The organism is Prevotella histicola (genome assembly GCF_055385135.1).
The window spans coordinates 766,618-787,460 of the sequence record NZ_AP043793.1 but is presented as its reverse complement, the minus strand read 5'-3'; the positions used below and the strand labels follow the sequence as shown (position 1 = coordinate 787,460).

The window sequence follows — 20,843 nt, the reverse complement described above, 5'->3', positions numbered from 1 at the left end:
CCTTTTTTGTATGAAATAATAATGGGTTAATCTATAAATCTTTTTGTTATCTCCCCATATTCATCAATCCTTCTGTCGCGTAAGAAGGGCCACCAGCGGCGTACTTGTTCGCTATGACCAATGTTAATATTGATGATAATGCCCTCTTCTTCATTGTCACTGGCACGGAAAAGCAGTTCTCCTTGGGGGCCTGCGGCGAAGCTACTGCCCCAAAACTGAATGCCACCCGTTTGCTTACTTGGGTCAGGTTCATATCCTACACGGTTTACAGCGATGACAGGTAAGCCGTTGGCAACGGCATGTCCGCGCATAACAGTTGTCCATGCTTCACGTTGGCGTTGCTGTTCTTCATCTGTATCACTGGTTTCGTAACCAATAGCAGTAGGGTAGATGAGTATTTCTGCACCCTGTAGCGCCATTAAACGTGCTGCCTCCGGATACCACTGATCCCAACAAACGAGTACTCCAAGTCGCCCGACGCTGGTGTCAATGGGATGGAATCCAAGGTCGCCAGGTGTGAAATAGAACTTCTCATAGTATGCAGGATCGTCTGGAATATGCATCTTCCGATATTTTCCAGCAATACTTCCGTCTTTCTCAATGACTACTGCTGTATTATGATAGAGCCCTGGTGCACGCTTTTCGAAGAGTGATGTTACGATGACAACACCCAGTTCCCGCGCTAGTTCTCCGTAGAATTCAGTAGAAGGACCAGGTATCGTCTCTGCTAATTCGAATTTGTTTACGTCTTCAGTCTGGCAGAAATAAAGCGAGTTATGTAGCTCTTGCAGTATGATGAGTTGTGCTCCGCGTTGTGCAAGGTTGGTTATGTTCTCTGCCAAGCGTTCGATATTATTCTTTATGTCAGCAACATTGTGCTGCTGTATAATACCTATTTTTATTTCTTTCATATAGAAAATTCCTTTGCTTTCTCCATTATCTCTCTATTAATCCTTCTGCATGAGAGGGGTAGAGAGACTATGGATGGTTTGGATTACATATTATTATAGTGTTGGAAATCTTATCTTTCTTTAGGCGAAAGAGAGGGAAATTGCATCGTCAAACAGTGTATAGAACCATGTTGCCTTATGATAGTACGGCTATCAATACCCACGATTTCGCGGTCAGGGAATGCTGTCTGTATTGTTTCCAATGCTACTTTGTCCTTTTCTGGTTGGTTATATGTAGGTACAATAACCGCTCCATTGATGATAAGGAAGTTGGCATGAGTCGCCGGCAAGCGCTCTTCTTCGTCATAGATAGCATCAGGCATGGGCAGACGTAATAGGCGATAAGGTTTGCCTTTGGTCGTACGTAACTGCTTTAGTTGCTCTTCTAAGAGACGGAAATCTTCATAATGTTCATCTTCTTTATCGTCACATCCTATATATAATAAGGTGTCATTTGGAGCAATACGGACAATAGTATCAATGTGTCCGTCAGTGTCGTCGCCAGCTAACTGTCCATGATCAAGCCATATGACACGCTCTACATTTGGGAAGAGTGAGCGTAATTTCTCATCAATCTCCTCTTTTGTTAGCGGTTGATTGCGGTGTGGTGCCATCAAGCAGCTTGTGGTTGTGAAAAGTGTTTGGTCACCATCACTCTCAATGGAACCACCTTCAAGAACAAAATCTTTATGATTTTCCAATGTTCCATGGAATAGTCCGGCCTTGTAAACCTGTCGGTTGATTCTGTTATCTTTCTCTGCTGTAAACTTCTTTCCCCATCCATTGAAACAAAAATCAAGTAGGTGTCTTGGATGGAAGTAATCCTTTGGCTCCCCACTAGACAGGATGGTGATGGGTGCAACATCACGAGCCCACGTGTCATTGTTGTCACAAGCAAAGAGCGTTACTCGTCTTATCTGTTCCTCTGATAGTCTTTCTGCCAACAATAACCTTACTGATTCAATGTCACGTGCAGTGATCAACAACTCCTCATGACGGGTAATGGCATCAGCCATCTGCAGATATACTTCAGTAATCTCCTCCAGATAAGGACGCCAGTCAGTATCTTCGTGTGGCCATATCAGCATAATACCGTCTTGCTGTTCCCATTCTGCAGGTAACCGAAAGCTATGAAATTCGTTCTTATCCATACTGCAAAGATAAGAAAAGAAAATGTTATTCATACTAATACTATATGTGTTTTTTATGGAATGTATCATCGTATATATGCTACATGATATGCATCAATAGGTTTGATGGAGGTCAATTAATTGTAATATTTTTAAATCATGATGGATACTTTCTTTGTATAAATCAGTCCTTACCATTACCTTTGCATCCACAAAACGAAACATTATGGGGTTATAATCCCTAATTTGATGTACTAAAATAGATTGCCACTATTTTTCAGGATAGTATTGTACAGGCTTCAATCTCAATAGGATTAGTGAGAAGTAGTAAAGGTAACAAGATTGTAAAACAAGAAAAAAAGAACACGTTATGAAAGAAAGAATCATGAAGGCAAGCCTTACACGTAAGGTCTTCCATTATCTGACAAACGTCATCAGAGAGTATAACATGGGACGTGTACACTGCTTGGCATAAGTCAGAGACTCGAGTTTGATAGAGTCATAGCAAGAAAAAAAGTTTGAGAGAATAATAGAAAGGTATCGGGCTGTAATCCAAATGGATTTCAGTCCGATTTTCTTTTCCTTGTAATTTTCTCCTTTCAGCTTGCTTCTACTTCCCCTTTGAACATTAAAAAAGGGGATTTTAAAAGGTCTACTATGGCACTTTTGCGCATGAATGTGCGTATTACAGAAGATTACAAGGCCTTTGTAATTCTTCTACAAGGCCTTTGTAATAGTATTACCGACGCCTTGTAATTCTTCTACAAGGCCCTTGTAATTTTGAGAAAGGAAGCCTTTGAAGTTCTAATATGCAATAATGTAGGATTAGAAAGATAAACCTTATATCGTAAATATTGGGGCATGTATATTGTAAGAATTGAATAAATTTCTTATCTTTGCAGTCTAAAACTTATGCGTAGCGTGAAAATAAAGGAAGTAATTGATGCCCTTGAACGGTTCGCGCCTTTGCCCTTGCAGGAAGAGTATGACAATGCCGGCTTGCAAGTTGGATTGACAGAGGCGGAAGTATCAGGGGCTTTATTGTGTCTTGACGTGACTGAAAGGGTAGTGGATGAGGCCATTACAAAAGGTTGCAACTTAATTGTTGCACACCATCCGCTTATCTTTCGGAAACTATCTCAGGTCACTGATGCTAACTATGTACAACGTACGGTGATAAAAGCTATCAAGAATGATATCGTTATAGTAGCTATGCACACGAACTTAGATGCTGCTTTTGGTGGTGTAAACTTCAAAATTGCAGAGAAGTTAAGGCTTAGAGACGTCCGATTCTTTGGACGTGAGAAAGTTGTGACCAATCCTTTGACAGATAAAAAGGTAACAGGCGGAGATGGCGTTATCGGTTGTTTTGATACTCCTTTAGCAGCTGATGACCTGATATTGTTACTAAAGAAGGAGTTTGATGTGGAATGTGTACAAGCCAATGAACTGCTTCGGAGGGATATACGGACAGTTGCTCTGTGCGGAGGTTCTGGCTCATTCTTGTTGCAAGATGCAATTAATGCTGGTGCAGATGCCTTCATTACAGGTGAGATGGGTTATCATGAGTTCTTCGGACATGAGCAGGAGATACAGCTTTGTGTCATCGGCCATTACCAAAGTGAACAATATACGACAGAGGTTTTACGTGATGTAATAGAGCGTGATTGCCCCGGTGTGAAGTGCTGTATATCAGAGATAAATACGAACCCAATAGTTTACTTTAGTTGACAAGAGCCTATTTTGGAATAGGACCGTGGGCTGGTTGAAGAGTAAACTACAATATAAAATGAATTTTGAATTAAGTAATATATAAGAATTATGGCAAAGAAAGATCCAAAAGAGTTACCAGTAGAGGAAAAGCTGAAGAATCTTTTCCAGTTGCAGACAACGTTGTCAGCGATTGATGAGAAGCGTGCATTGCGTGGAGAACTGCCACTTGAGGTACGTGATTTGGAAGATGAACTGGAAGGTTTGCGTACTCGTATTGAGAAGATTGAGCAGGATATAAAGGATTATCAGCGTGCTATTACCCAGAAAAAGGGTGATATTGTTGAGGCTCAAGCAAGCTTAGAGCGTTATAACAAGCAGTTGGATACTGTTGCTAATAACCGTGAGTATGATACACTTACAAAGGAAATAGAGTTCCAAACACTTGAGATTGAGCTCTGTAATAAGAAGATTAAGGAGGCTCAGTACAAGGTTGAGGAGAAACAGAAGGACTTGGAAGCTAATCGTGGGCTCCTTGAAGACCGTCAGAAGGCCTTAGAGGAGAAGCGTAATGAGCTTGATGAGATTATGCAAGAGACTCGTGAGGAAGAAGGTTTGCTAAAAGATAAGGCTTCAGAGCTTGAGACTAAGATAGAATCAGGACTCCTTCGCAGCTTCAAACGTATCCGTCGTGGTGCTCGTAATGGTCTTGGTATCGTTTACGTACAGCGTGATGCATGTGGTGGTTGCTTCAATAAGATCCCGCCTCAGCGCCAGTTGGATGTGAAGATGCATAAGAAAATTATCGTTTGTGAGTACTGTGGTCGTATCTTGATTGACCCAGAATTGGCAGGTGTAAAGATTGAAAAGGCTGGTGAAGAGAAGCCTAAGAAGCGCAGAGCAACACGTAAGAAGAAGGAAGAAGGGGAGGAGTAAGGAAGGTTTTTCCGGCTTTCTCACCTTTAAAAAGAGATAAAAGGATCCTTAGTCCATTGATGGGCTGAGGATTTTTCGTTTATAAAAGGGATTTTGATGGTTTACTTTTTCTTTGCATGTTGTCTCTTATTATCCTTTGTCTAATGGTCTATTCGTTGTTTATCTTGCTATTAGTGGTGTTCTATATGGTTGACTGTTGCTCTGCTTGTATGGGAAGAAGGCTGAGTAATGAATAGACGTTGAGGTACAGAAAAGATGATGACTCATGATAAAAAGACATTCCTATTCATGAGTACTCTGTATCCTATTTTTGTAAGAAGTATTCATAGCTATAAAATGAAAGATGCCCTTTTGTGATGTAAAAGATGCCCTTTTGAATGGTAAAAGGTGCCCTTTTGAATGGTAAAAGACGCCCTTCTGCAATGCAAAAGGGCGTCTTTTACTTGGATGTTTGTAAGCTACTGATAATCTGTATGTTACAAAACGGAAAATAATGTATTTTATCTTGTTTTTCGTTTAGCCTGCTATCTCTATCTGTAAAGAAAACTACAACCCTGTTATGAACATCTGTTGGGATGGTCATAACAGGGTTATTACTATCTATCACATCATGTGATTACTCTCCCAACGGCTTACAGAATTTCAACAGACTCTATCTTTACATCCTTGTTAGGGCGATCATTCTGGTCTGTATCACAGTCCTGAATACGCTCAACGACATCGAGTCCTTCCTCTACTTCACCAAAAACAGTGTATTGGTTGTCAAGGAAAGGTGTACCGCCTATCGTGGTGTAAGCCTCAATCTGCTCTGGGGTAAATCCTGATTTACCTTCTTGTTTGCATATCTTTTTGGTCTCTTCAATAAGTTTATCTTGTAATGTCTGCAGTCCTGCACGGTCACGGTTGCGTCTGAGGTCCATGATTTCATCACGATGCTGCCTTGTAAGTTCATTGAAGACACTTTGTTCTTGTTGCATAGCCATCTGATGTTCCATCTGTTTTAGCTCAGCAGGCTTGTAAGTTTTACCCCAAACGATGTAGAACTGACTACCACTACTTTCCCTGTTTGGGTTCACTTCGTCTCCAGTACGTGCTGCACTTAGTGCGCCACGTTTATGAAAATATTGTGGATAAACAAACTCTGCGGGGATAGTATAGTCTGGTCCGCCTGTTCCTAACATCTTCCCTTTAGGAGCATTCTTACTTTCTGGGTCGCCACCTTGTATCATAAAGTCTTTGATAACACGGTGGAAGATTGTACCATCAAGGTATTTTTCCTTTGCAAGTTTCAGAAAGTTATCACGGTGTTGTGGGGTTTCATCATAGAGCCTTATGATGATATCACCCTCTGATGTCTTTATTTTCAGTCTTGTTGCCATATCTTTCTTTGATTTAAAAGCACGGTATATAATATTGTTTTTATTGTGAATGTTCAGCGCGAGTATTGTTGAATGTTATATTCCTCTTGCTTTAAAGATGCGTTCTTTTGCCTCATTTATCTCTTGGAACTTCTTTTCTGCAGCCTTGCGGACATCTTCTCCTAAGGCTGAGACACGGTCTGGATGATGTCTCAGAGCCATCTTCCGGTAGGCAATCTTTACCTCCTCGTCTGTTGCAGATGAGCTGATTCCCAGAACTTTATACGCATATTCAATGTCGACAGTAGACGTTGAGCCACTTTCAAGATTGAGCATGGAGATCACATCTTGCTCTGATAGCCCTAAATAAGAGGCTATTTCCTTCAGTACTGTGACTTCTTCAGGGCTTACAGTACCATCCACCTTGGCTATTATTACCAGATAGTTGAGTAATTGTAGACGCTGACTGGTATTCATATGGAGTCTTATCTCTACACAGCTTTGGCGGATTGTCTCTTTAAACTGATAAGGTCCTTGCTGCTTTTGCATCTCAAACAACCTTCGTAAGATGCTTTCTCCTTGTTGAACAGACTGTTCTCCGAAGTTCTGACGTAGGAATTGTCTGACGTATTCCATCTCAGAATGCATGATCTTACCATCCGCTTTGATAACATAAGAAGAGAGGACAAGCATAGAAAAGAGGAAGGAATTACGTGCTTCTTCATACGGTCGTGTATTGTTGAAGCCATTTTCATTCATGCCATTGAAGCCATTTCCTGTAGTGTTGTCTGTGTTGTTGCTATCCAAAGCTTCGTCTAACATACTACCAATGCAGAACCCTGCCACTGCACCTAAGATGTTACCACCAGCTAAGATCCAGCCAAGTGCTCCTCCAATCCACCTTCCTATTGCCATATTCTTTGTTTTTATGGGTTGTTCTTTTCTTGTATCTACATTCCTTTATATATTAGTTAATTGGCAAAGATAGTGCCAAAGGAGTGGTAATTTTCTTTTTTATAAGTTGTAGGATCTTGTTTTTGCCTATTCTCCTATATCCTTTCTTGTTTGTCGACACTATCAAAGGCTTATAAGCGGGACTTCTCTGCATTACCAGCTCCTGTCCCTTTGTACTTACTTCGTTTGGTATTGAAGTTATAAGTTACGGTCAGTGATATGGCGCGGGAGTAGTTGTAGCAGTCCTTGTCTAATATTGTTCCATAGCCATGAAGCGTCCATTGTTCACGTTCGGACTTAAAAATATCGTCTGCAGAGAGTATGAATATTAGGCGATTATTGTAGAATGTCTTGCGCAAAGCAAGATTCATTCTTGCCCATCCATTGGATATTTGAAAGCCATCATATATCTTTGTGCGTGCTCTGAAGTCAACTCTTGCCATGAAAGTCTTAGAGAAAGCAAACTGATTACGTAGTGAGATAGCAATGCAGGGATTGTTTTTTACTAATGTACCATTATCCAATGGTGCATGGAAATGCTGTTGTATATAATTGATTTCTGCTGTTGGCTGATAGATTCCAAACTTAGGTGATGCAGTAAGAGTGGCATAGAAGTTCTCGGAATGGTCATAATTGTAGGTTGAAGAGAATGAGATAGCTTGGTTATTGTATAGTTTATGGCTCCAAAACATCACATCTTTGTTGTACTTATAGCCTATAGAGAGACTCAACCAACGATATATCCCGTTTATTTCTACGTTATGTATCTGTTCAGGATGCAGTTCCGGATTACCTCCTTCATAAGCATAACGATTGTTATACTGTATGAAGTTACGCAGAGAACGATAGCTTGGACGATGGATTTTGTTGCTATAATTGAGTTGAAAGCTCCATTTCTCATGATTCCATGATAGTGAGAAGGAGGGAAAGAGATTGCTGTAATGTTTACTGGCATCGTCTTGCTTCACTCCAAAAGAGTAATATTCGGATGTCACATGCTCATATCGTAGTCCTGTGTTAAGTGTGAAATTGCCGAAAGAATGGGTATATTCAGTGAATAGCGCATGATACCTCTCCTTGATATTGGTCTCTGATGCCGCTACAATCTGCTCTTTGTTATTGAAATCTCCACGTGAGTTTGTGCAGGAAAGTTCCGTTCCCCAGTATATATTTCCGCCCCATAACGGGTGACTAAGAACCAGTTTCCCAGCCCAGAGGTTGCTGTGTTGGTTACCCGTGGAGTGTACTTCACGGTTAGGGAACTCGTTGGAGTGTTCCGATTGGGCATGTCTTTCTTTTGTGCCTATACTCATGTAAGAAGCATTGAAGTCTATGCTAAGTTTTCCAAGCCGTCCCACATAATACAAGTCTGCCTGATGTCGAGCAGGAACACGTACTTCCACGTCTCCTTTCTGTGCTATTGTTCCTTCTAAAGTACCATTCTTATAGATGTTTTGGTTGTTATCTATAGACCCATCCATGTGATAGTCGGTGTAATAACGATAAGCTCCACCGATGGTATTGCTATCATTTATCAAGTAAGATGCACCAATATTTTCGTAAAAGATATTATGGTTACCCTCGTATCTGATATGTTGGTGCGTCTCAATATCCTCTCCACTGGTATGTATTTGAGAGCAGAGATAATTCTTCTCTTGGTCTTTATAGTTCATCCAAGTGAGGTTATTGAAAAGCTCCCAGTGCTTAGTTCGATAGGTAAACTTGGTTGCCTCCGAACCTGTCCACTGCCCATTGTATTCTATCTGAGTATCATTGCGAAAGCTAAGACCGTCAGCTTGCCTGCGAATAGTTTTGATTCGGATGACAGACTGTACTTGTGCATCGTATTGAGCGCCGGGACTTGTAATGACTTCTACGCTCTTTATGTTGTCAGACTTTAGTTCCGTAAGTTCTTTCATGTCGCTTATTCTGCGATTATTGACGTATATAAGCGGTGTACCCTTGGCAAACACCTGCACATTATCACCATTGGTTGTGACGCGAGGGAGCTGTCCTAAGACATCCATTGCCGTTCCCAATTTCGATAAAAGGGAATTTTCAACGTTGATACTCATCCCTCCACAGGTCTGTTTGTATAGTGGACGGGACGTTTTAATGGTCACTTCCTTCAGCTTTAGGGCATCGGGTTGAAGCTGAATGATACCTGCTTGTTCTGTTGAAAAGGTACGATAAACTGGTTTATAACCCACGTAACTAATGCGAGCGATGACCTTTGATGGCTCAAATGGTACAACGAAGATGCCACTTTCATTGGTTACTCCACCAGAAATGGCGCTGGAATCAGCAACAGATAATAGTAGAACGTTAGCATAAGGTACTGGCAGTCCGGTCTCATCAATGACCTTCCCTGTCAGATGTCGCCTTGTCTTATGTGTACATTCCACCATGATAACGTCTCCGCGACGTGTCATTCGGATGGGATAGAAGCCTATGAGTTGTTCAATAGCATCTGGAACACTCTTGTTCTTGATGTTAGTAGTAACGCGGAAGTCCTCTAAATCATTGTAAATGAAGTTCACGGTGTATCGGTTTTGCAGGTGGTTTAACTCCTTCAACGCCTGTGCCATGGATACATTATTATATTGTCGACTGATGCGTTGGGCTGATACTCCATGCGAGCCGATGAGGAGTAGCAGAATAATAAGATATCTTTCCATAGCTTTACTCTATTGTTAATGTGTTATCAGAATAGCTAATTTTTACGCGGTTAAAGGCATTGAGCAGTTCAATATTCTGTTGAAGACTATACTGTCTATCCCAGTTGAAGTAGAGACGGATGTGTGTTGATATTGGATTTAGCACTTTCACGTCGACATGATAATATGCTGCCATAGCATCAACGATGGTCTTCAATGATGTATCCTCAAACACAATAGGTTGCGGAGGAATACTATCTGTCTTGTGAAGGAGTACTCGGGTAAGGCTGTCGGAAACTGCTTTGCGTTCAGCCTGCACCTTCTTTATAGAGTCTGTAGCCGTTAGATGAGGAGCTTTTAGGTGTGTTTCAACCTTCTCTTTACTACTAAAGAAGGGTAGAATACCCAACTGAGCTGTAGCAGCAAACGCCAATCCTGATAGGAGAATGACACTGATAACAGATGCTGCAACCCGCTTCCAGTTACGTCTTTGTGGTATAGAATGTTCTATTGCAAAGCTTTCCCACTCGGCATTAACGTCTATGTCCTCATACTCATGCCGGTTCATGGCACGTTTAGTCATAGCCAGATTGTGTGCAAAAGAGCTTATCTCCTCATCCGCAAGTAGTGCTTCAATCTGTTCTTTGGTGTATTCCTCTGGATGATCCAGCATGTTGAGGAATATCCTTTGTTTCTCTTCTGATTGTTTGTTGTTCATTGTCTTGCTTGGTTAAGTTGCCTTTTAATGATGTTAATAGCCTCTGAAAGATGGTGATACACAGTTACTCTGCTCACCCCTAAGTCATCGGCAATGCGCTGAAAGGGTAGTCCTTGCACGTGACGTAGGCGTAGAATCTGGCGACGAATAGGCGGTTCTAAATGTTCAATAATTAGCATTAGGCGGTCAAGTAGGGTGTCGTCATGTTCGGAGAGAATAGTCTCCGTATCATTCAAAAGTAGTTTTGAAGTCCTTTCTCGTATGTCTTTATGTGCAATAATATTCAGGCAACGATTGCGAACAGCCCTTATCAAATAGCCTTCCTCCGTCTCTGGAAGTAGTATTATACCCTCTTCATAGACCTTGACAAAGACCTCACTCACCACATCTTTGCATTCATCGTGGTCGTAGAGAATCCCTTTTGCCACCCGGAACATCGGTTGGTAATAGCATTTGAAGAGTCTTTCTATGTCAGTATTTTCATGTATCATACACTATCCTTACAACTCAGAAGGCGAAAATGTAAAGCTTAACAATGAATTTTTGTATTAGATTACAAAGATAATGATTTTACTTTAATAAGCTATTTACTGTATGGGGAAATGACATAGCGGTATATTAACTACCCTAAAGTTTTGATATCCGATGAATATTTACTGTTGTTCAGTCTGTTATAAGTATTCTTCAAGCTGATTTAGGATGGCTGGCTGACCCATGTTCTTCTGTTTTCTATCAGTGTGTTGCAGCTTAGCACGAATGGTGTTGCAGCCCATCACGTGTGGAGTTGATGGTTAACACTACTGGTGTTGAGGCTTCACTCTAGATCAAAAGTTACTTGTTGTGAGCGTCATTGATAGTAAGAAAAGAGCTGAAGCAATATAAATCAGGCGGAATATATTGGGATAATAAGTTTGTATTTAGTGGGTTATGTGTGGCTTCTTGTTGATAGATAATTCCATAAGGACTGCTTCGTTTTCATACTTATCGGGTAATGGTAATATCAACAAGTCTTGTTTTTTAAAAGATCTTAGGTTCTTTGTTATCTATATATAAATAGAATGCTAAGATAAGTGTGCTTAGGGGGCTTGGTAAGATCGTATTAATTGCGGTTCTTACTCATGTTTTTGCATATTATAATAGCCCTCTTATACTTGTTTTTTTATGTGGTATTATAGGGAATTTATATATAGAAGGCTCTTTTATATGTCAAATATTTTGGTAATTAGGAATGTCTTCTAAGAATAAATATTTTTGATTATCATAATCCATTCTGCAGATATAGGTTTCTAATCCATTTGATACTACGAGATAATCAACGTGAAGTAAAATATTATAGACGAAGATTTGGTCGAAAACCTTCTGTGTAATAGGGACAGATGGTGCCTTATATTCGATTATCATACGCGGACGAAGGTGCTGATCGTATAGTACACTGTCGGCACGAACCTTCTTTTCACCTACTTGTAGAGGAACTTCGTTGGCCAGCAAGGTGGCTGGATAGTTCTTATGTTCAATGAGATAGTGTATGAAATGTTGGCGTACCCACTCCTCAGGTGTGAGTGTTACGTATTTTCTCCGAAGTATATCTAGTATTTGCTTTCGCCCATTTACCTCTTTTACTCTGATGGGATAAGGGGGAAGGTTAAGCTGCATCATGTGTGGATTGTTCTTATATATATAATAAGGTGTAATGAATAAGTTGAAAGTGAAATGAAAATTTTGTTATCTATCTGTTTTCTATTAACTTTGCATGAAGTACTGTAAACCAAATGTGTTGGGGTTTCTTGGCACATTGAATGTACAGTTTCTCTATTGCAAAGTTAATAAAAAAGTAAATGCCAACAAAGCAAGGACCAACTTTTCAGAGTATTATACATGACCTGAAAAGCAGGAAGTTTTCGCCCATCTATGTTCTGATGGGTGATGAATCCTATTATATTGATCAGATTTCTGACTATGTTGCTACTCATGTTCTTTCTCCGGAAGAACGCGATTTTAACCAGACTGTTTGCTTCGGTTCGGATGTTAATGCCATTCAAGTTACTGATATGGCGCGCCGTTATCCAATGATGTCGGAGTATCAGGTTATCATTGTGAAAGAAGCTCAGAATATTCGTTCGTTAGATGCTTTGGAAAAGTATCTCAAAAATCCCGTAAAATCAACCATCCTTGTGTGGTGTCATAAAAACGGGAAAATTGACGCTCGTAAGAAAGTTGTTGGATTAGCACAAACTGTCGGGGTAGTCTTTGAGAGCCAAAAGTTGCGAGATTACCAATTACCTGAATTTATTCAGAATTACTTAAAGCAAAAAAAAGTTTCGATAGATCCCAAGTCATGCCAGATGATAGCTGATCATATTGGCGCCGATCTTAATCGTCTGACTTCAGAATTGGATAAGGTTCTCATTTCGCTCCCATCAGATAATCTTCGAGTAACACCAGAGATTGTGGAAGAGCAGATAGGGGTGAGTAAAGATTTCAATACATTCGAACTTCGAAATGCAATAGTCCAGAGAGACGTTTTCAAGGCAAATCAAATTATCAAATACTTTGACAATAATCCTAAAGCAGGATCACTTTATTCTTTTCTCCCGTTACTTTTTTCTTATTTCCAAAATCTTATGATAGCGTATTATGCCCCTCAAAAAAATACAGAACAGGGTATTGCTGCAGCTTTAGATTTACGTTCAAGTTGGGGAGCAAAGGATTTTTTGATAGGTTTAAAAAACTATTCTGCGCGTAAGACGATGGATATTATTTCCAAGATTAGGGACACTGATGCAAAGAGTAAAGGACTTGATAATCCCAATACTGGTGTTGGAGATTTGATGAAAGAGCTTATTTTTTTCATTTTACACTGATAAAAATAGCAGATTTCTACCTTTTTTGAGCGTAAAAATGGCGCTTATTCTCTAAAATTACTGCTTTTTTGAGCTAGAATTAGCACTCTAAATGAGTGCTTTTTTTGTGATTCTTCCTTTGAAATAGGGCCTTTCAGCAAAATAACCCCTCTCATTTTTGGCGTATTTTTGAGTAACTTATAACCTCTTCAAGAATACTCTAAATTTGAAAAAAATGGTCCTTTACTCCATAAGTAGATTTGCTTTTAAGATTTATTGACGTTTACTTTTGTTTACGATGTTGTGTACGAAAGCGTATTCTATTTAGTTTTGTAATGTAAATTAGTTGCTATTTCTACTTGTGAATTATGCTCACGTGGTTTTAAATGTTATTTTTGTAAATGTATATACATGTATTCGTAAATCATAATGGATAAATATTCATACATGGTATGTTCTACATACCACGCTGATAATCAGCGATATACAATTATTTATTAATGATATTGAACTATGGAAACGATAATATTTAGCTATAAATACGCATAATGCATAGATTTCTCTATGTAGACTCTATATTAGTTGTAATATAACCAGTTAGTTAGGATAAAATTGTTCTATAGTTCGTTATAGCCTTCTTTGTTTTAATAATTTAGCTTTGTTGTTGTAAATGCTATTTGCACAAGATTTATATACGGGATATTTGTAAATGTGTATTTTGATAATTTAATTCGCAGTGATATGTTTATGTAAATCATATTTGCTTATTTAAAATATTATGTTTACCTTTGTAAAATCATAAAGATGGGCTTCAACAGCCTAAAAATCTTAGTATTTTGTTTATGAAAGATAGAATTAGACAGCTTATGGAGAGTCAACATATGACTCAACAGACCTTTGCGGATTTCATTGGAATATCAACTGCATCGCTCAGTAGTATTTTTACGGGTAGGACAAAACCGACTCTTAATACTGTAGAAGCAATCCGAAGTAAGTTTAGTACGATCAATCTTGATTGGCTTATGTATGGTCAGGGTCCAATGTTTAAAGATCAGGCTGACGATTCTGATGTGCTTACAGAATCAAATAGTCAAGATGGTGCATTAAGTTTAGAAGGAGCTCTTGATTTCTCATCATCTTCTTCCCCATCCTCCCAAGGATTTGGTTCATCAAACTCGCAGCGTGTTCTAAGTACACCCAAATCTACTGTTCGAACAGAAGTGAAATATATTGACAAACCTCAGCGTAATATCACTGAGATTCGAATCTTTTTTGATGATCAAACATGGGAGACATTTGTTCCTAAAAAATAGATTATCGTATACAATATATGTACTTTTGAGGAGTGAACATACCATTTCTATTTTGTGTTGGTATCGAACACCTATGGAGTTGGGTGTTAGCACGGGTGGTGATGTTGCTTAGCACGTGTTGTTATGATTGCTTTTTTAGATGATGATATGGTATAGTGGTGTGCATCTCTCTCAATTATATGTGTGAGTAGCATATTATTTATTTTCCTTTTTCATATAGGTTATGATTATAATGCAGGTGGAAAAGGCTCTCTACTGGTTGATTTATATATGTTTTTCTGTTGTAAGTAAAGAAACTTTTTGAGGGCTTTGGGCTTTTATAATGCGTAGAGTGGGCGAGTAGATGAATCTTATGTTTATCTTATTTTAAATTTGCTGTCACTCCCGTCACACTTTGCATATAATTAAGTTGTTGATTATCAATATGTTGTGTATAATGTTAAAAATGACAGCAAAGTAAATTTAAAAAAGACTTAGATCTTAGTTTAGGAAATCTTACTATCATATTACTTGCATGTAGCACTTAAAAGCCACAAAAGTAGTAGTCTGAAAATATCTTTTGATGAAATTCTTTCCAGCTTCTCTCTTAAAAAGGATTTTGTATCTTGTGCTTTCTATGGATATTTTTGTGTATCTTTGCATATAGTTTTTTCAATTCATGTAAAGATGAAAAAGTACATCCTCGATCTTAAGGTTGCATCTATAGAGTATGTTAATCCAAAGAATGTTCTGATTCGATTAACTGATGATAAGCCGTTACCAGAGATGCTTCCTGGACAATTTGTAGAAGTGAGAGTAGACAGCTCACCATCTACTTTTCTCCGTCGTCCAATATCTGTTCATTTCTTTGACCGTGAACGAAACGAGTTATGGTTGCTTGTTGCTGCCATAGGAGAAGGAACGCGTGCACTTGCGCGCCTACACGTGGGAGATATATTAAACTGTGTACTTCCTTTAGGCAATACGTTTACACCAGCTTCTAATCCCGGTGAGCGGATTTTGCTTGTTGGTGGTGGAGTTGGAGTTGCTCCATTACTATATTTTGGCAAGCAGCTTAAGGAAGCTGGCGCCGAGCCTGTCTTTCTTTTAGGTGCCCGGACCGCCTCTGATTTACTCCAACTTAGTGCCTTTGAGCTCTATGGACGTGTTTGTGTTACGACGGAAGACGGTTCTGCAGGGGAGAAAGGTTTTGTTACGAATCATTCTGTTCTTGTTTCAGAACATTTTGACCGTATCTCTACTTGTGGGCCTAAACCAATGATGATGGCAATAGCAAAGTTTGCTCATCAGGCTTCTATCCCTTGTGAAGCATCGTTGGAGAATATGATGGCTTGTGGTGTAGGTGCCTGTCTTTGTTGTGTAGAAAAGACAGTGGAAGGTAATCTTTGTGTTTGCAAGGATGGACCTGTATTCGATACGAATCGATTACTTTGGAATGATAATAAAGTAAAATAAACAGAAAGTTATATGGCTGACCTTAATGTAAAGATAAATAACTTACATTTAAAGAACCCTGTTATGACTGCCAGTGGTACCTTTGGTTATGGATTAGAGTTTGCTGATTTTGTACCTTTGAATGAGATAGGAGGTATTATTGTTAAGGGTACGACATTGAAGGCTCGTGAAGGGAATGACTATCCACGTATGGTGGAAACTCCTCAGGGAATGCTTAATTGTGTGGGATTGCAGAATAAGGGCGTAGATTACTTCATAGAGCATATCTATCCTGAGATTAAGGATATCGACACCAATATGATTGTCAATGTAAGTGGTAACTCTCCAGAGTCGTATGCTGAGACAGCAGAGAAACTGGATGCCTTAGATGGTATTCCTGCTATTGAGGTTAACATCTCCTGTCCTAATGTGAAAGAAGGAGGAATGTCGTTTGGTGTTACTTGTTCTGGTGCTTCAAGCATTGTGAAGGCTGTCCGCCAGCATTATCATAAAACAATGATAGTGAAGCTCTCTCCTAATGTTACAGACATAGCCAGTATAGCTAGGGCTTGTGAAGATGAAGGAGCTGATTCTGTTTCGTTGATAAATACGCTTATGGGTATGGCTATAGATATAGAACATCGTCGTCCTAAGCTTAGTATTCGTACAGGAGGTTTAAGTGGTCCTGCTGTGAAGCCAGTAGCAGTGCGTATGGTAAATGATGTCGCAAAGGCTGTTAAGATACCTGTTATTGGCTTGGGGGGAATATCAACGGCAGAGGATGCTATAGAGTTTCTTATGGCAGGCGCAACTGCAATACAGATAGGTACAGCAAACTTTCTTGATCCACAAGTGACGATAAAGGTGCGTGATGGTATCAATGAATGGCTTGATAGCCATGGTTGTAAGTCCATTTATGAAATTATAAACTGTCTTTCATAAGATCACTTAAATATATTCCTATTTATATTACGCAACTTAGTATCACAAATAAAAGTATAAATGTAGCATGAAAAAAATGTTGTTGGTAGTCGATCCTCAGATCGATTTCATAAATGGTTCACTCCCTGTGGCAGGTGCCGCAGAGGCTATGGATGCGTTGGCAGAGTATGTGAAGACATCTGGTGATGAGTATATTGTGAGGATAGTTACCTCTGATTGGCATCCTTATCATCATAGCTCCTTTGTGGAAGAGGGTGGGCAATGGCCACGCCATTGTGTACAGCATTCTGTTGGTGCTGCTATTTGGCAATCATTACTTGTCGCTCTGAATGAGTCAAGGGGTGGATTTACCTTATTGTATAAGGGAGATCGTGTAGAGAAAGATGAGTATTCCATTATGCAGAATGAGCGATCAGCAAGTGTGATTATAAAGTTGTTGATGGCATTGGGAATTGAACAAGTTGATGTGTGTGGTTTAGCGGGTAATGTTTGTGTGTTGAATACCGCAAAAGATTTGTGTGCCATATCTGCTGGTATGAAAGTGAATGTTCTTGAGGAGTTCTCTCCTTCTCTTGATGATGGTTCTGCTTTAAGAGAGTTTACCAATAGTCTAAGATAAAAAGTCCATTAAGTTTCTTATGGAATAAAAGGTGAGAGGGTGTGTCAAAATAGACACATCCTCTTTTTTGTCGAAACAGTTAGCCCTTTCTGAAAGAACAGTTGACTGTGCAAAAAAACAGTCGACTGTTTTTAAAAAATAGTCGACTGTTTTGATGAAAACGGTTGTTCCTTTTACGGACAGAGTAAGCTTTAAGAAATAAAAAGAGAGGATGTGTCTATTTGGACACACCCTCTTCCTTTTATTTAAAAGATATACATCAATGTTCGTCTTTATTTCTTAACGAACTTCTGAGTCTTGTTACCCATGTTTACGAGGTAAACACCAGGAGCTAAGTTAGCTACGTTAAGAACATTATCACCAGCCTTAACATTTGTCTTGTTAACCAACTTACCAGAAACACTGAACAGACTAACAGTGCCGCTTTCAGCTGTAGAGATAGTGATATCGTTTGTAGCTACGTAAGGTGCAACGCTGAACTGACCCCTAGCAGTCTGTACTTCGTTGATACCTGTTGTATTATTGTCAAGATCGCCACCTTCTGCGCTGTAACCGATAGACTGGAAGTTATCGTTTACATTAGGAGCAACAGCGAATACGTATGTTGGACCTAAAGTAGGTTGACCGTCTTCGCCAACTTGACCATAGTAGTAGCTTCTTACGTAGAATGGAACAGAAGCAGATGGGTAGTAGTACCAACCCTGGTTCTTCTGATAACGCATGTTAACATAGTAGTAGTAACCTCTTGAGAGACTGCTTGTTGGGAATACAACGTCTACGTATCCACGGCCACCAGCGTTAACCTTGATGTTCTTGTCTACCATTGAACCAACAGAATTTGAACCGTTCTTTGTATTGGTGATGTAGAACTTAACAGGACCAGTGTAACCGTTTTCAGACTTCACATAGAAGCGTGCAGTGAAAGTGCTGCTGCTCTTAGAGATGTTTGAATAGTCAGAACCTAAGTAGTTACCGTTCTGATAGAAGCGTACTGTCTCAGGAGATACATCCTGATCTGCATTTGGATCCTCGTCATTATCGTTGTTGCCTTCGATTGTCAATTCACCAATTCTCCATGAATCGTGGTTAGAACCAAGTTTTACAGGAACTTCCTCACCGTTTACAACATAACCTACAACCATGCTGTACTTACCAGCTGCAAGATTCTTGAATGTAGAGCTAGCGCTTGTGTAGAATGAGAATGTTACACGCTGACTTCTTGCAAGTCTACCTGTACCCTCAGAAATAGGTGTAGCAGAACTTAAATCATCAGTATTTGTAGGAAGAACGTATAAGCGTAATGTTCCGTTGTAAGCTGCGCCTCCTTCGTTTGCAAGGGTGATGAGGAACTTAGTATCCTGACCCTGCTGAGCCTTCTCAATGTACTGCTGAACAGAGTACAATGCTGGAGTCTGAACCTCTGGATCTGGTTTTGGATCTGGTTTTGGCTCAGGTCTTGGGTTTGGATTAGGGTTAGGATTGTTGTCACGATCAGGTGTCAAGTAACGAAGCATCTGCTGGTGTTGGCTATAACCACCATAACCACCACCGATACCTTCTGAACCTGGCTGGAGAACATTGAGGAGGTGCCATCCGTTAGATGAACCATTCCAACCCCAGTCTACGTGTACGTAACCGTTTGATGCATAACCATCGAGAACGAAGCAGTGGCCACCACCTGTAGAGAAACCTGCGTATACAACTGGTCCGTAGTCACGCATCTCATCATGAACTTCCCTCAACCAAGCAGCCTGGGTGTATCTGTTGCGCTCAAGGAAACTCAGTCCCTTCTTATAACCGAAGTTGTTTACGAGAACTTTAGGAGCTTTGTATACGAATGCACCAGAACCACCTGCTGAAGCTGGGTTATAGTCCATTTCAACTGCATAAGCAACGTCACGGAGCAAACGACCAATGTTGTCAGCCTGTGTGGTAGTTACTTGACGACCAGTAGCACGGTCATTACCTCTGCTGTCAACAGCTGCAGGCATCTGGCTCCAGTCATAAGGTGCATTCTCAGGTCCATTACCCTCAAAGTTCAAGCTCATGTACTGGTTTTTCCAGTAATAGCTTACAGAACCTCTTGCCTTAAGAGGCCATTTGTGCCAACGAAGAACAGTAGAAATACCAGTTGCAACACAACCAGCAACAGTAGGATATCTTCTACCACCGTATGAATAGTTAGGTGCATAACGGTTGAAAGGCTGATCCTGACCCCAACTGATAGCGTTTGGAAGTTTGGTTCTTCTGTCATTATCATACTGCAACAATGGCTGAATCTCGATAACATAGTTTCCAGCACGGGTAGATGACATTCTTGAGTACTCTGAAGATGGCTTGTCAGGTAAGTTCTCGATAGCCCACTTTACCTCGTTACGATACTCATCGTAGAGCCATTTAATAGAAGGGTGATTCATGATATCTTCCTCAGTAAGGGTACCCTCATCTGAGAAAGCAAGAATAGGCATAACACGGTTATCAGCAGCTACAACGATGTAACCTTGATTATTACCGCGATTGAAGATGTAGAACAGGTTCTCCTCAGCCTGTCCTGCACGTGTGGCAGCTTTATAAGGAGCTTTATACTCCAGTTTCAACTGCGCTCTGGTTGTTCCCTTACCGAAGAAGTTCTCAGCCAGTTTTAACGCTTGTGACTGGTCAACTGGACTTGCCATAAGTCCCTGACATGCGAGCACAAGAGATGATACGATTGTTAAAAATCTTCTCATGTAATCTAAATTTTAAGTTGATAAATAAATTTAATAGGCAACAGAATCTGTTGTTTTTATGTACCGATACAATATATATAGTTTTCTATTTATGTTCTTTCTTTGCTGAATAGAATCGTAAATAGCCGCTTATGATAATGTAGCCGTTTTGTTTTTAAGGGTATAAGTGTGGCGTATTCTACTTGTAGTCGTAAAATATACAGTCGCCTTATAATATATAAAATGGTATCTGTGAGTTCTTTTCTTTCTGTTGGCAAAGTTATAAATATTTTCTTCTTATACAAGTTTGGAAGTAGGAAAAGTTCTTATTATTATGGAATATATATAAATTGCAACGTTTGTAAGTCATTGTTTAATTTTTATAAAAGGTTGTCTTTTTATTTTGGAAAGCATTGATTTGGTTGCTATATGTCATGTTCCTTATTTCAAGATGTTTATTTTTATTGTGGATAAGTCTCTTTTTGTACCTCGGAAAGAGGTTTTATAGGTGAACTTTTTATGTCATTTACTTCGGAAAAAGTATGCTTATGCAATTAGGATAGGTACAGAGAGA

Annotated in this window: 16 protein-coding genes; 7 read left to right on the top strand and 9 right to left on the bottom strand. The window is 39.7% G+C overall.

The genetic code is table 11. The features are described from left to right. Positions 1-26 precede the first annotated feature (26 nt). Positions 27-911, bottom strand: coding sequence for a carbon-nitrogen hydrolase (locus tag ACZ48L_RS03355; protein WP_025792689.1), 885 nt, complete (start codon positions 909-911; stop codon positions 27-29). Positions 912-1,021: 110 nt separating this feature from the next. Beyond that, the gene (locus ACZ48L_RS03350; protein WP_025792690.1) at positions 1,022-2,101 is read right to left on the bottom strand and encodes an agmatine deiminase family protein; all 1,080 of its coding nucleotides are present in this window, start codon (positions 2,099-2,101) and stop codon (positions 1,022-1,024) included. An 891-nt stretch (positions 2,102-2,992) separates the two neighbouring features. On the opposite strand from ACZ48L_RS03350, the gene ACZ48L_RS03345 reads away from it, so the two are divergent. Together ACZ48L_RS03345 and ACZ48L_RS03340 are read left to right on the top strand one after the other, a co-directional pair. Next, entirely contained in the window at positions 2,993-3,811 is an 819-nt protein-coding gene (locus ACZ48L_RS03345) for a Nif3-like dinuclear metal center hexameric protein (protein ID WP_025792691.1), read from the top strand. A gap of 90 nt (positions 3,812-3,901) precedes the next feature. Continuing rightward, on the top strand, positions 3,902-4,726 hold the full coding sequence (locus ACZ48L_RS03340) for a zinc ribbon domain-containing protein (protein ID WP_008822778.1): 825 nt from the start codon (positions 3,902-3,904) through the stop codon (positions 4,724-4,726). Positions 4,727-5,358: 632 nt separating this feature from the next. Here the strand turns inward: ACZ48L_RS03340 and ACZ48L_RS03335 are convergent. The 6 genes from ACZ48L_RS03335 to ACZ48L_RS03310 form a co-directional block, all read right to left on the bottom strand. Beyond that, positions 5,359-6,105, bottom strand: a complete 747-nt coding sequence (locus ACZ48L_RS03335) for a peptidylprolyl isomerase (RefSeq protein WP_025792693.1) — start codon at positions 6,103-6,105, stop codon at positions 5,359-5,361. A 75-nt stretch (positions 6,106-6,180) separates the two neighbouring features. Next, complete coding sequence (locus ACZ48L_RS03330) at positions 6,181-6,999, bottom strand: TerB family tellurite resistance protein (protein WP_025792695.1); 819 nt, start codon at positions 6,997-6,999, stop codon at positions 6,181-6,183. Positions 7,000-7,169: 170 nt separating this feature from the next. Continuing rightward, positions 7,170-9,716 (bottom strand): outer membrane beta-barrel family protein, encoded by a 2,547-nt coding sequence (locus tag ACZ48L_RS03325; RefSeq protein WP_025792697.1) that lies wholly within the window; start codon positions 9,714-9,716, stop codon positions 7,170-7,172. Between the two features lie 4 nt (positions 9,717-9,720). Beyond that, positions 9,721-10,413, bottom strand: a complete 693-nt coding sequence (locus ACZ48L_RS03320) for a DUF4974 domain-containing protein (RefSeq protein WP_025792698.1) — start codon at positions 10,411-10,413, stop codon at positions 9,721-9,723. After that, positions 10,410-10,904, bottom strand: a complete 495-nt coding sequence (locus tag ACZ48L_RS03315; RefSeq protein ID WP_025792700.1) for a sigma-70 family RNA polymerase sigma factor — start codon at positions 10,902-10,904, stop codon at positions 10,410-10,412. The genes ACZ48L_RS03320 and ACZ48L_RS03315 overlap by 4 nt, the downstream gene beginning before the upstream one ends. Positions 10,905-11,619: 715 nt before the next feature. Further along, positions 11,620-12,069: a type I restriction enzyme HsdR N-terminal domain-containing protein gene (locus tag ACZ48L_RS03310; protein WP_025792701.1), complete on the bottom strand. Its 450-nt coding sequence runs from the start codon at positions 12,067-12,069 to the stop codon at positions 11,620-11,622. A gap of 179 nt (positions 12,070-12,248) precedes the next feature. On the opposite strand from ACZ48L_RS03310, the gene holA reads away from it, so the two are divergent. From holA to ACZ48L_RS03285, 5 genes are all read left to right on the top strand, one after another. Then, complete coding sequence (gene holA / locus ACZ48L_RS03305) at positions 12,249-13,274, top strand: DNA polymerase III subunit delta (protein WP_025792703.1); 1,026 nt, start codon at positions 12,249-12,251, stop codon at positions 13,272-13,274. 821 nt (positions 13,275-14,095) lie between these two features. Next, entirely contained in the window at positions 14,096-14,566 is a 471-nt protein-coding gene (locus ACZ48L_RS03300) for a helix-turn-helix domain-containing protein (protein WP_219450941.1), read from the top strand. Positions 14,567-15,232: 666 nt separating this feature from the next. Then, the gene (locus tag ACZ48L_RS03295) at positions 15,233-16,021 is read left to right on the top strand and encodes a dihydroorotate dehydrogenase electron transfer subunit (RefSeq protein WP_008822766.1); all 789 of its coding nucleotides are present in this window, start codon (positions 15,233-15,235) and stop codon (positions 16,019-16,021) included. A 12-nt stretch (positions 16,022-16,033) separates the two neighbouring features. Continuing rightward, complete coding sequence (locus ACZ48L_RS03290) at positions 16,034-16,942, top strand: dihydroorotate dehydrogenase (protein ID WP_025792705.1); 909 nt, start codon at positions 16,034-16,036, stop codon at positions 16,940-16,942. Positions 16,943-17,009: 67 nt separating this feature from the next. Then, a complete protein-coding gene (locus ACZ48L_RS03285; RefSeq protein WP_025792706.1) occupies positions 17,010-17,561 on the top strand; it encodes an isochorismatase family protein in 552 nt (183 codons plus the stop codon). A 272-nt stretch (positions 17,562-17,833) separates the two neighbouring features. On the opposite strand, the gene ACZ48L_RS03280 is transcribed toward ACZ48L_RS03285, so the two are convergent. After that, entirely contained in the window at positions 17,834-20,290 is a 2,457-nt protein-coding gene (locus ACZ48L_RS03280) for a C10 family peptidase (RefSeq protein WP_025792708.1), read from the bottom strand. Between the last annotated feature and the right edge of the window lie 553 nt (positions 20,291-20,843).

Coding starts and splice junctions, on each gene's coding strand:
- ACZ48L_RS03355 (WP_025792689.1), bottom strand. CDS start 911: ATGAAAGAAATAAAAATAGGTATTATACAGCAGCACAATGTTGCTGAC.
- ACZ48L_RS03350 (WP_025792690.1), bottom strand. CDS start 2,101: ATGGATAAGAACGAATTTCATAGCTTTCGGTTACCTGCAGAATGGGAA.
- ACZ48L_RS03345 (WP_025792691.1), top strand. CDS start 2,993: ATGCGTAGCGTGAAAATAAAGGAAGTAATTGATGCCCTTGAACGGTTC.
- ACZ48L_RS03340 (WP_008822778.1), top strand. CDS start 3,902: ATGGCAAAGAAAGATCCAAAAGAGTTACCAGTAGAGGAAAAGCTGAAG.
- ACZ48L_RS03335 (WP_025792693.1), bottom strand. CDS start 6,105: ATGGCAACAAGACTGAAAATAAAGACATCAGAGGGTGATATCATCATA.
- ACZ48L_RS03330 (WP_025792695.1), bottom strand. CDS start 6,999: ATGGCAATAGGAAGGTGGATTGGAGGAGCACTTGGCTGGATCTTAGCT.
- ACZ48L_RS03325 (WP_025792697.1), bottom strand. CDS start 9,716: ATGGAAAGATATCTTATTATTCTGCTACTCCTCATCGGCTCGCATGGA.
- ACZ48L_RS03320 (WP_025792698.1), bottom strand. CDS start 10,413: ATGAACAACAAACAATCAGAAGAGAAACAAAGGATATTCCTCAACATG.
- ACZ48L_RS03315 (WP_025792700.1), bottom strand. CDS start 10,904: ATGATACATGAAAATACTGACATAGAAAGACTCTTCAAATGCTATTAC.
- ACZ48L_RS03310 (WP_025792701.1), bottom strand. CDS start 12,069: ATGATGCAGCTTAACCTTCCCCCTTATCCCATCAGAGTAAAAGAGGTA.
- holA (WP_025792703.1), top strand. CDS start 12,249: ATGCCAACAAAGCAAGGACCAACTTTTCAGAGTATTATACATGACCTG.
- ACZ48L_RS03300 (WP_219450941.1), top strand. CDS start 14,096: ATGAAAGATAGAATTAGACAGCTTATGGAGAGTCAACATATGACTCAA.
- ACZ48L_RS03295 (WP_008822766.1), top strand. CDS start 15,233: ATGAAAAAGTACATCCTCGATCTTAAGGTTGCATCTATAGAGTATGTT.
- ACZ48L_RS03290 (WP_025792705.1), top strand. CDS start 16,034: ATGGCTGACCTTAATGTAAAGATAAATAACTTACATTTAAAGAACCCT.
- ACZ48L_RS03285 (WP_025792706.1), top strand. CDS start 17,010: ATGAAAAAAATGTTGTTGGTAGTCGATCCTCAGATCGATTTCATAAAT.
- ACZ48L_RS03280 (WP_025792708.1), bottom strand. CDS start 20,290: ATGAGAAGATTTTTAACAATCGTATCATCTCTTGTGCTCGCATGTCAG.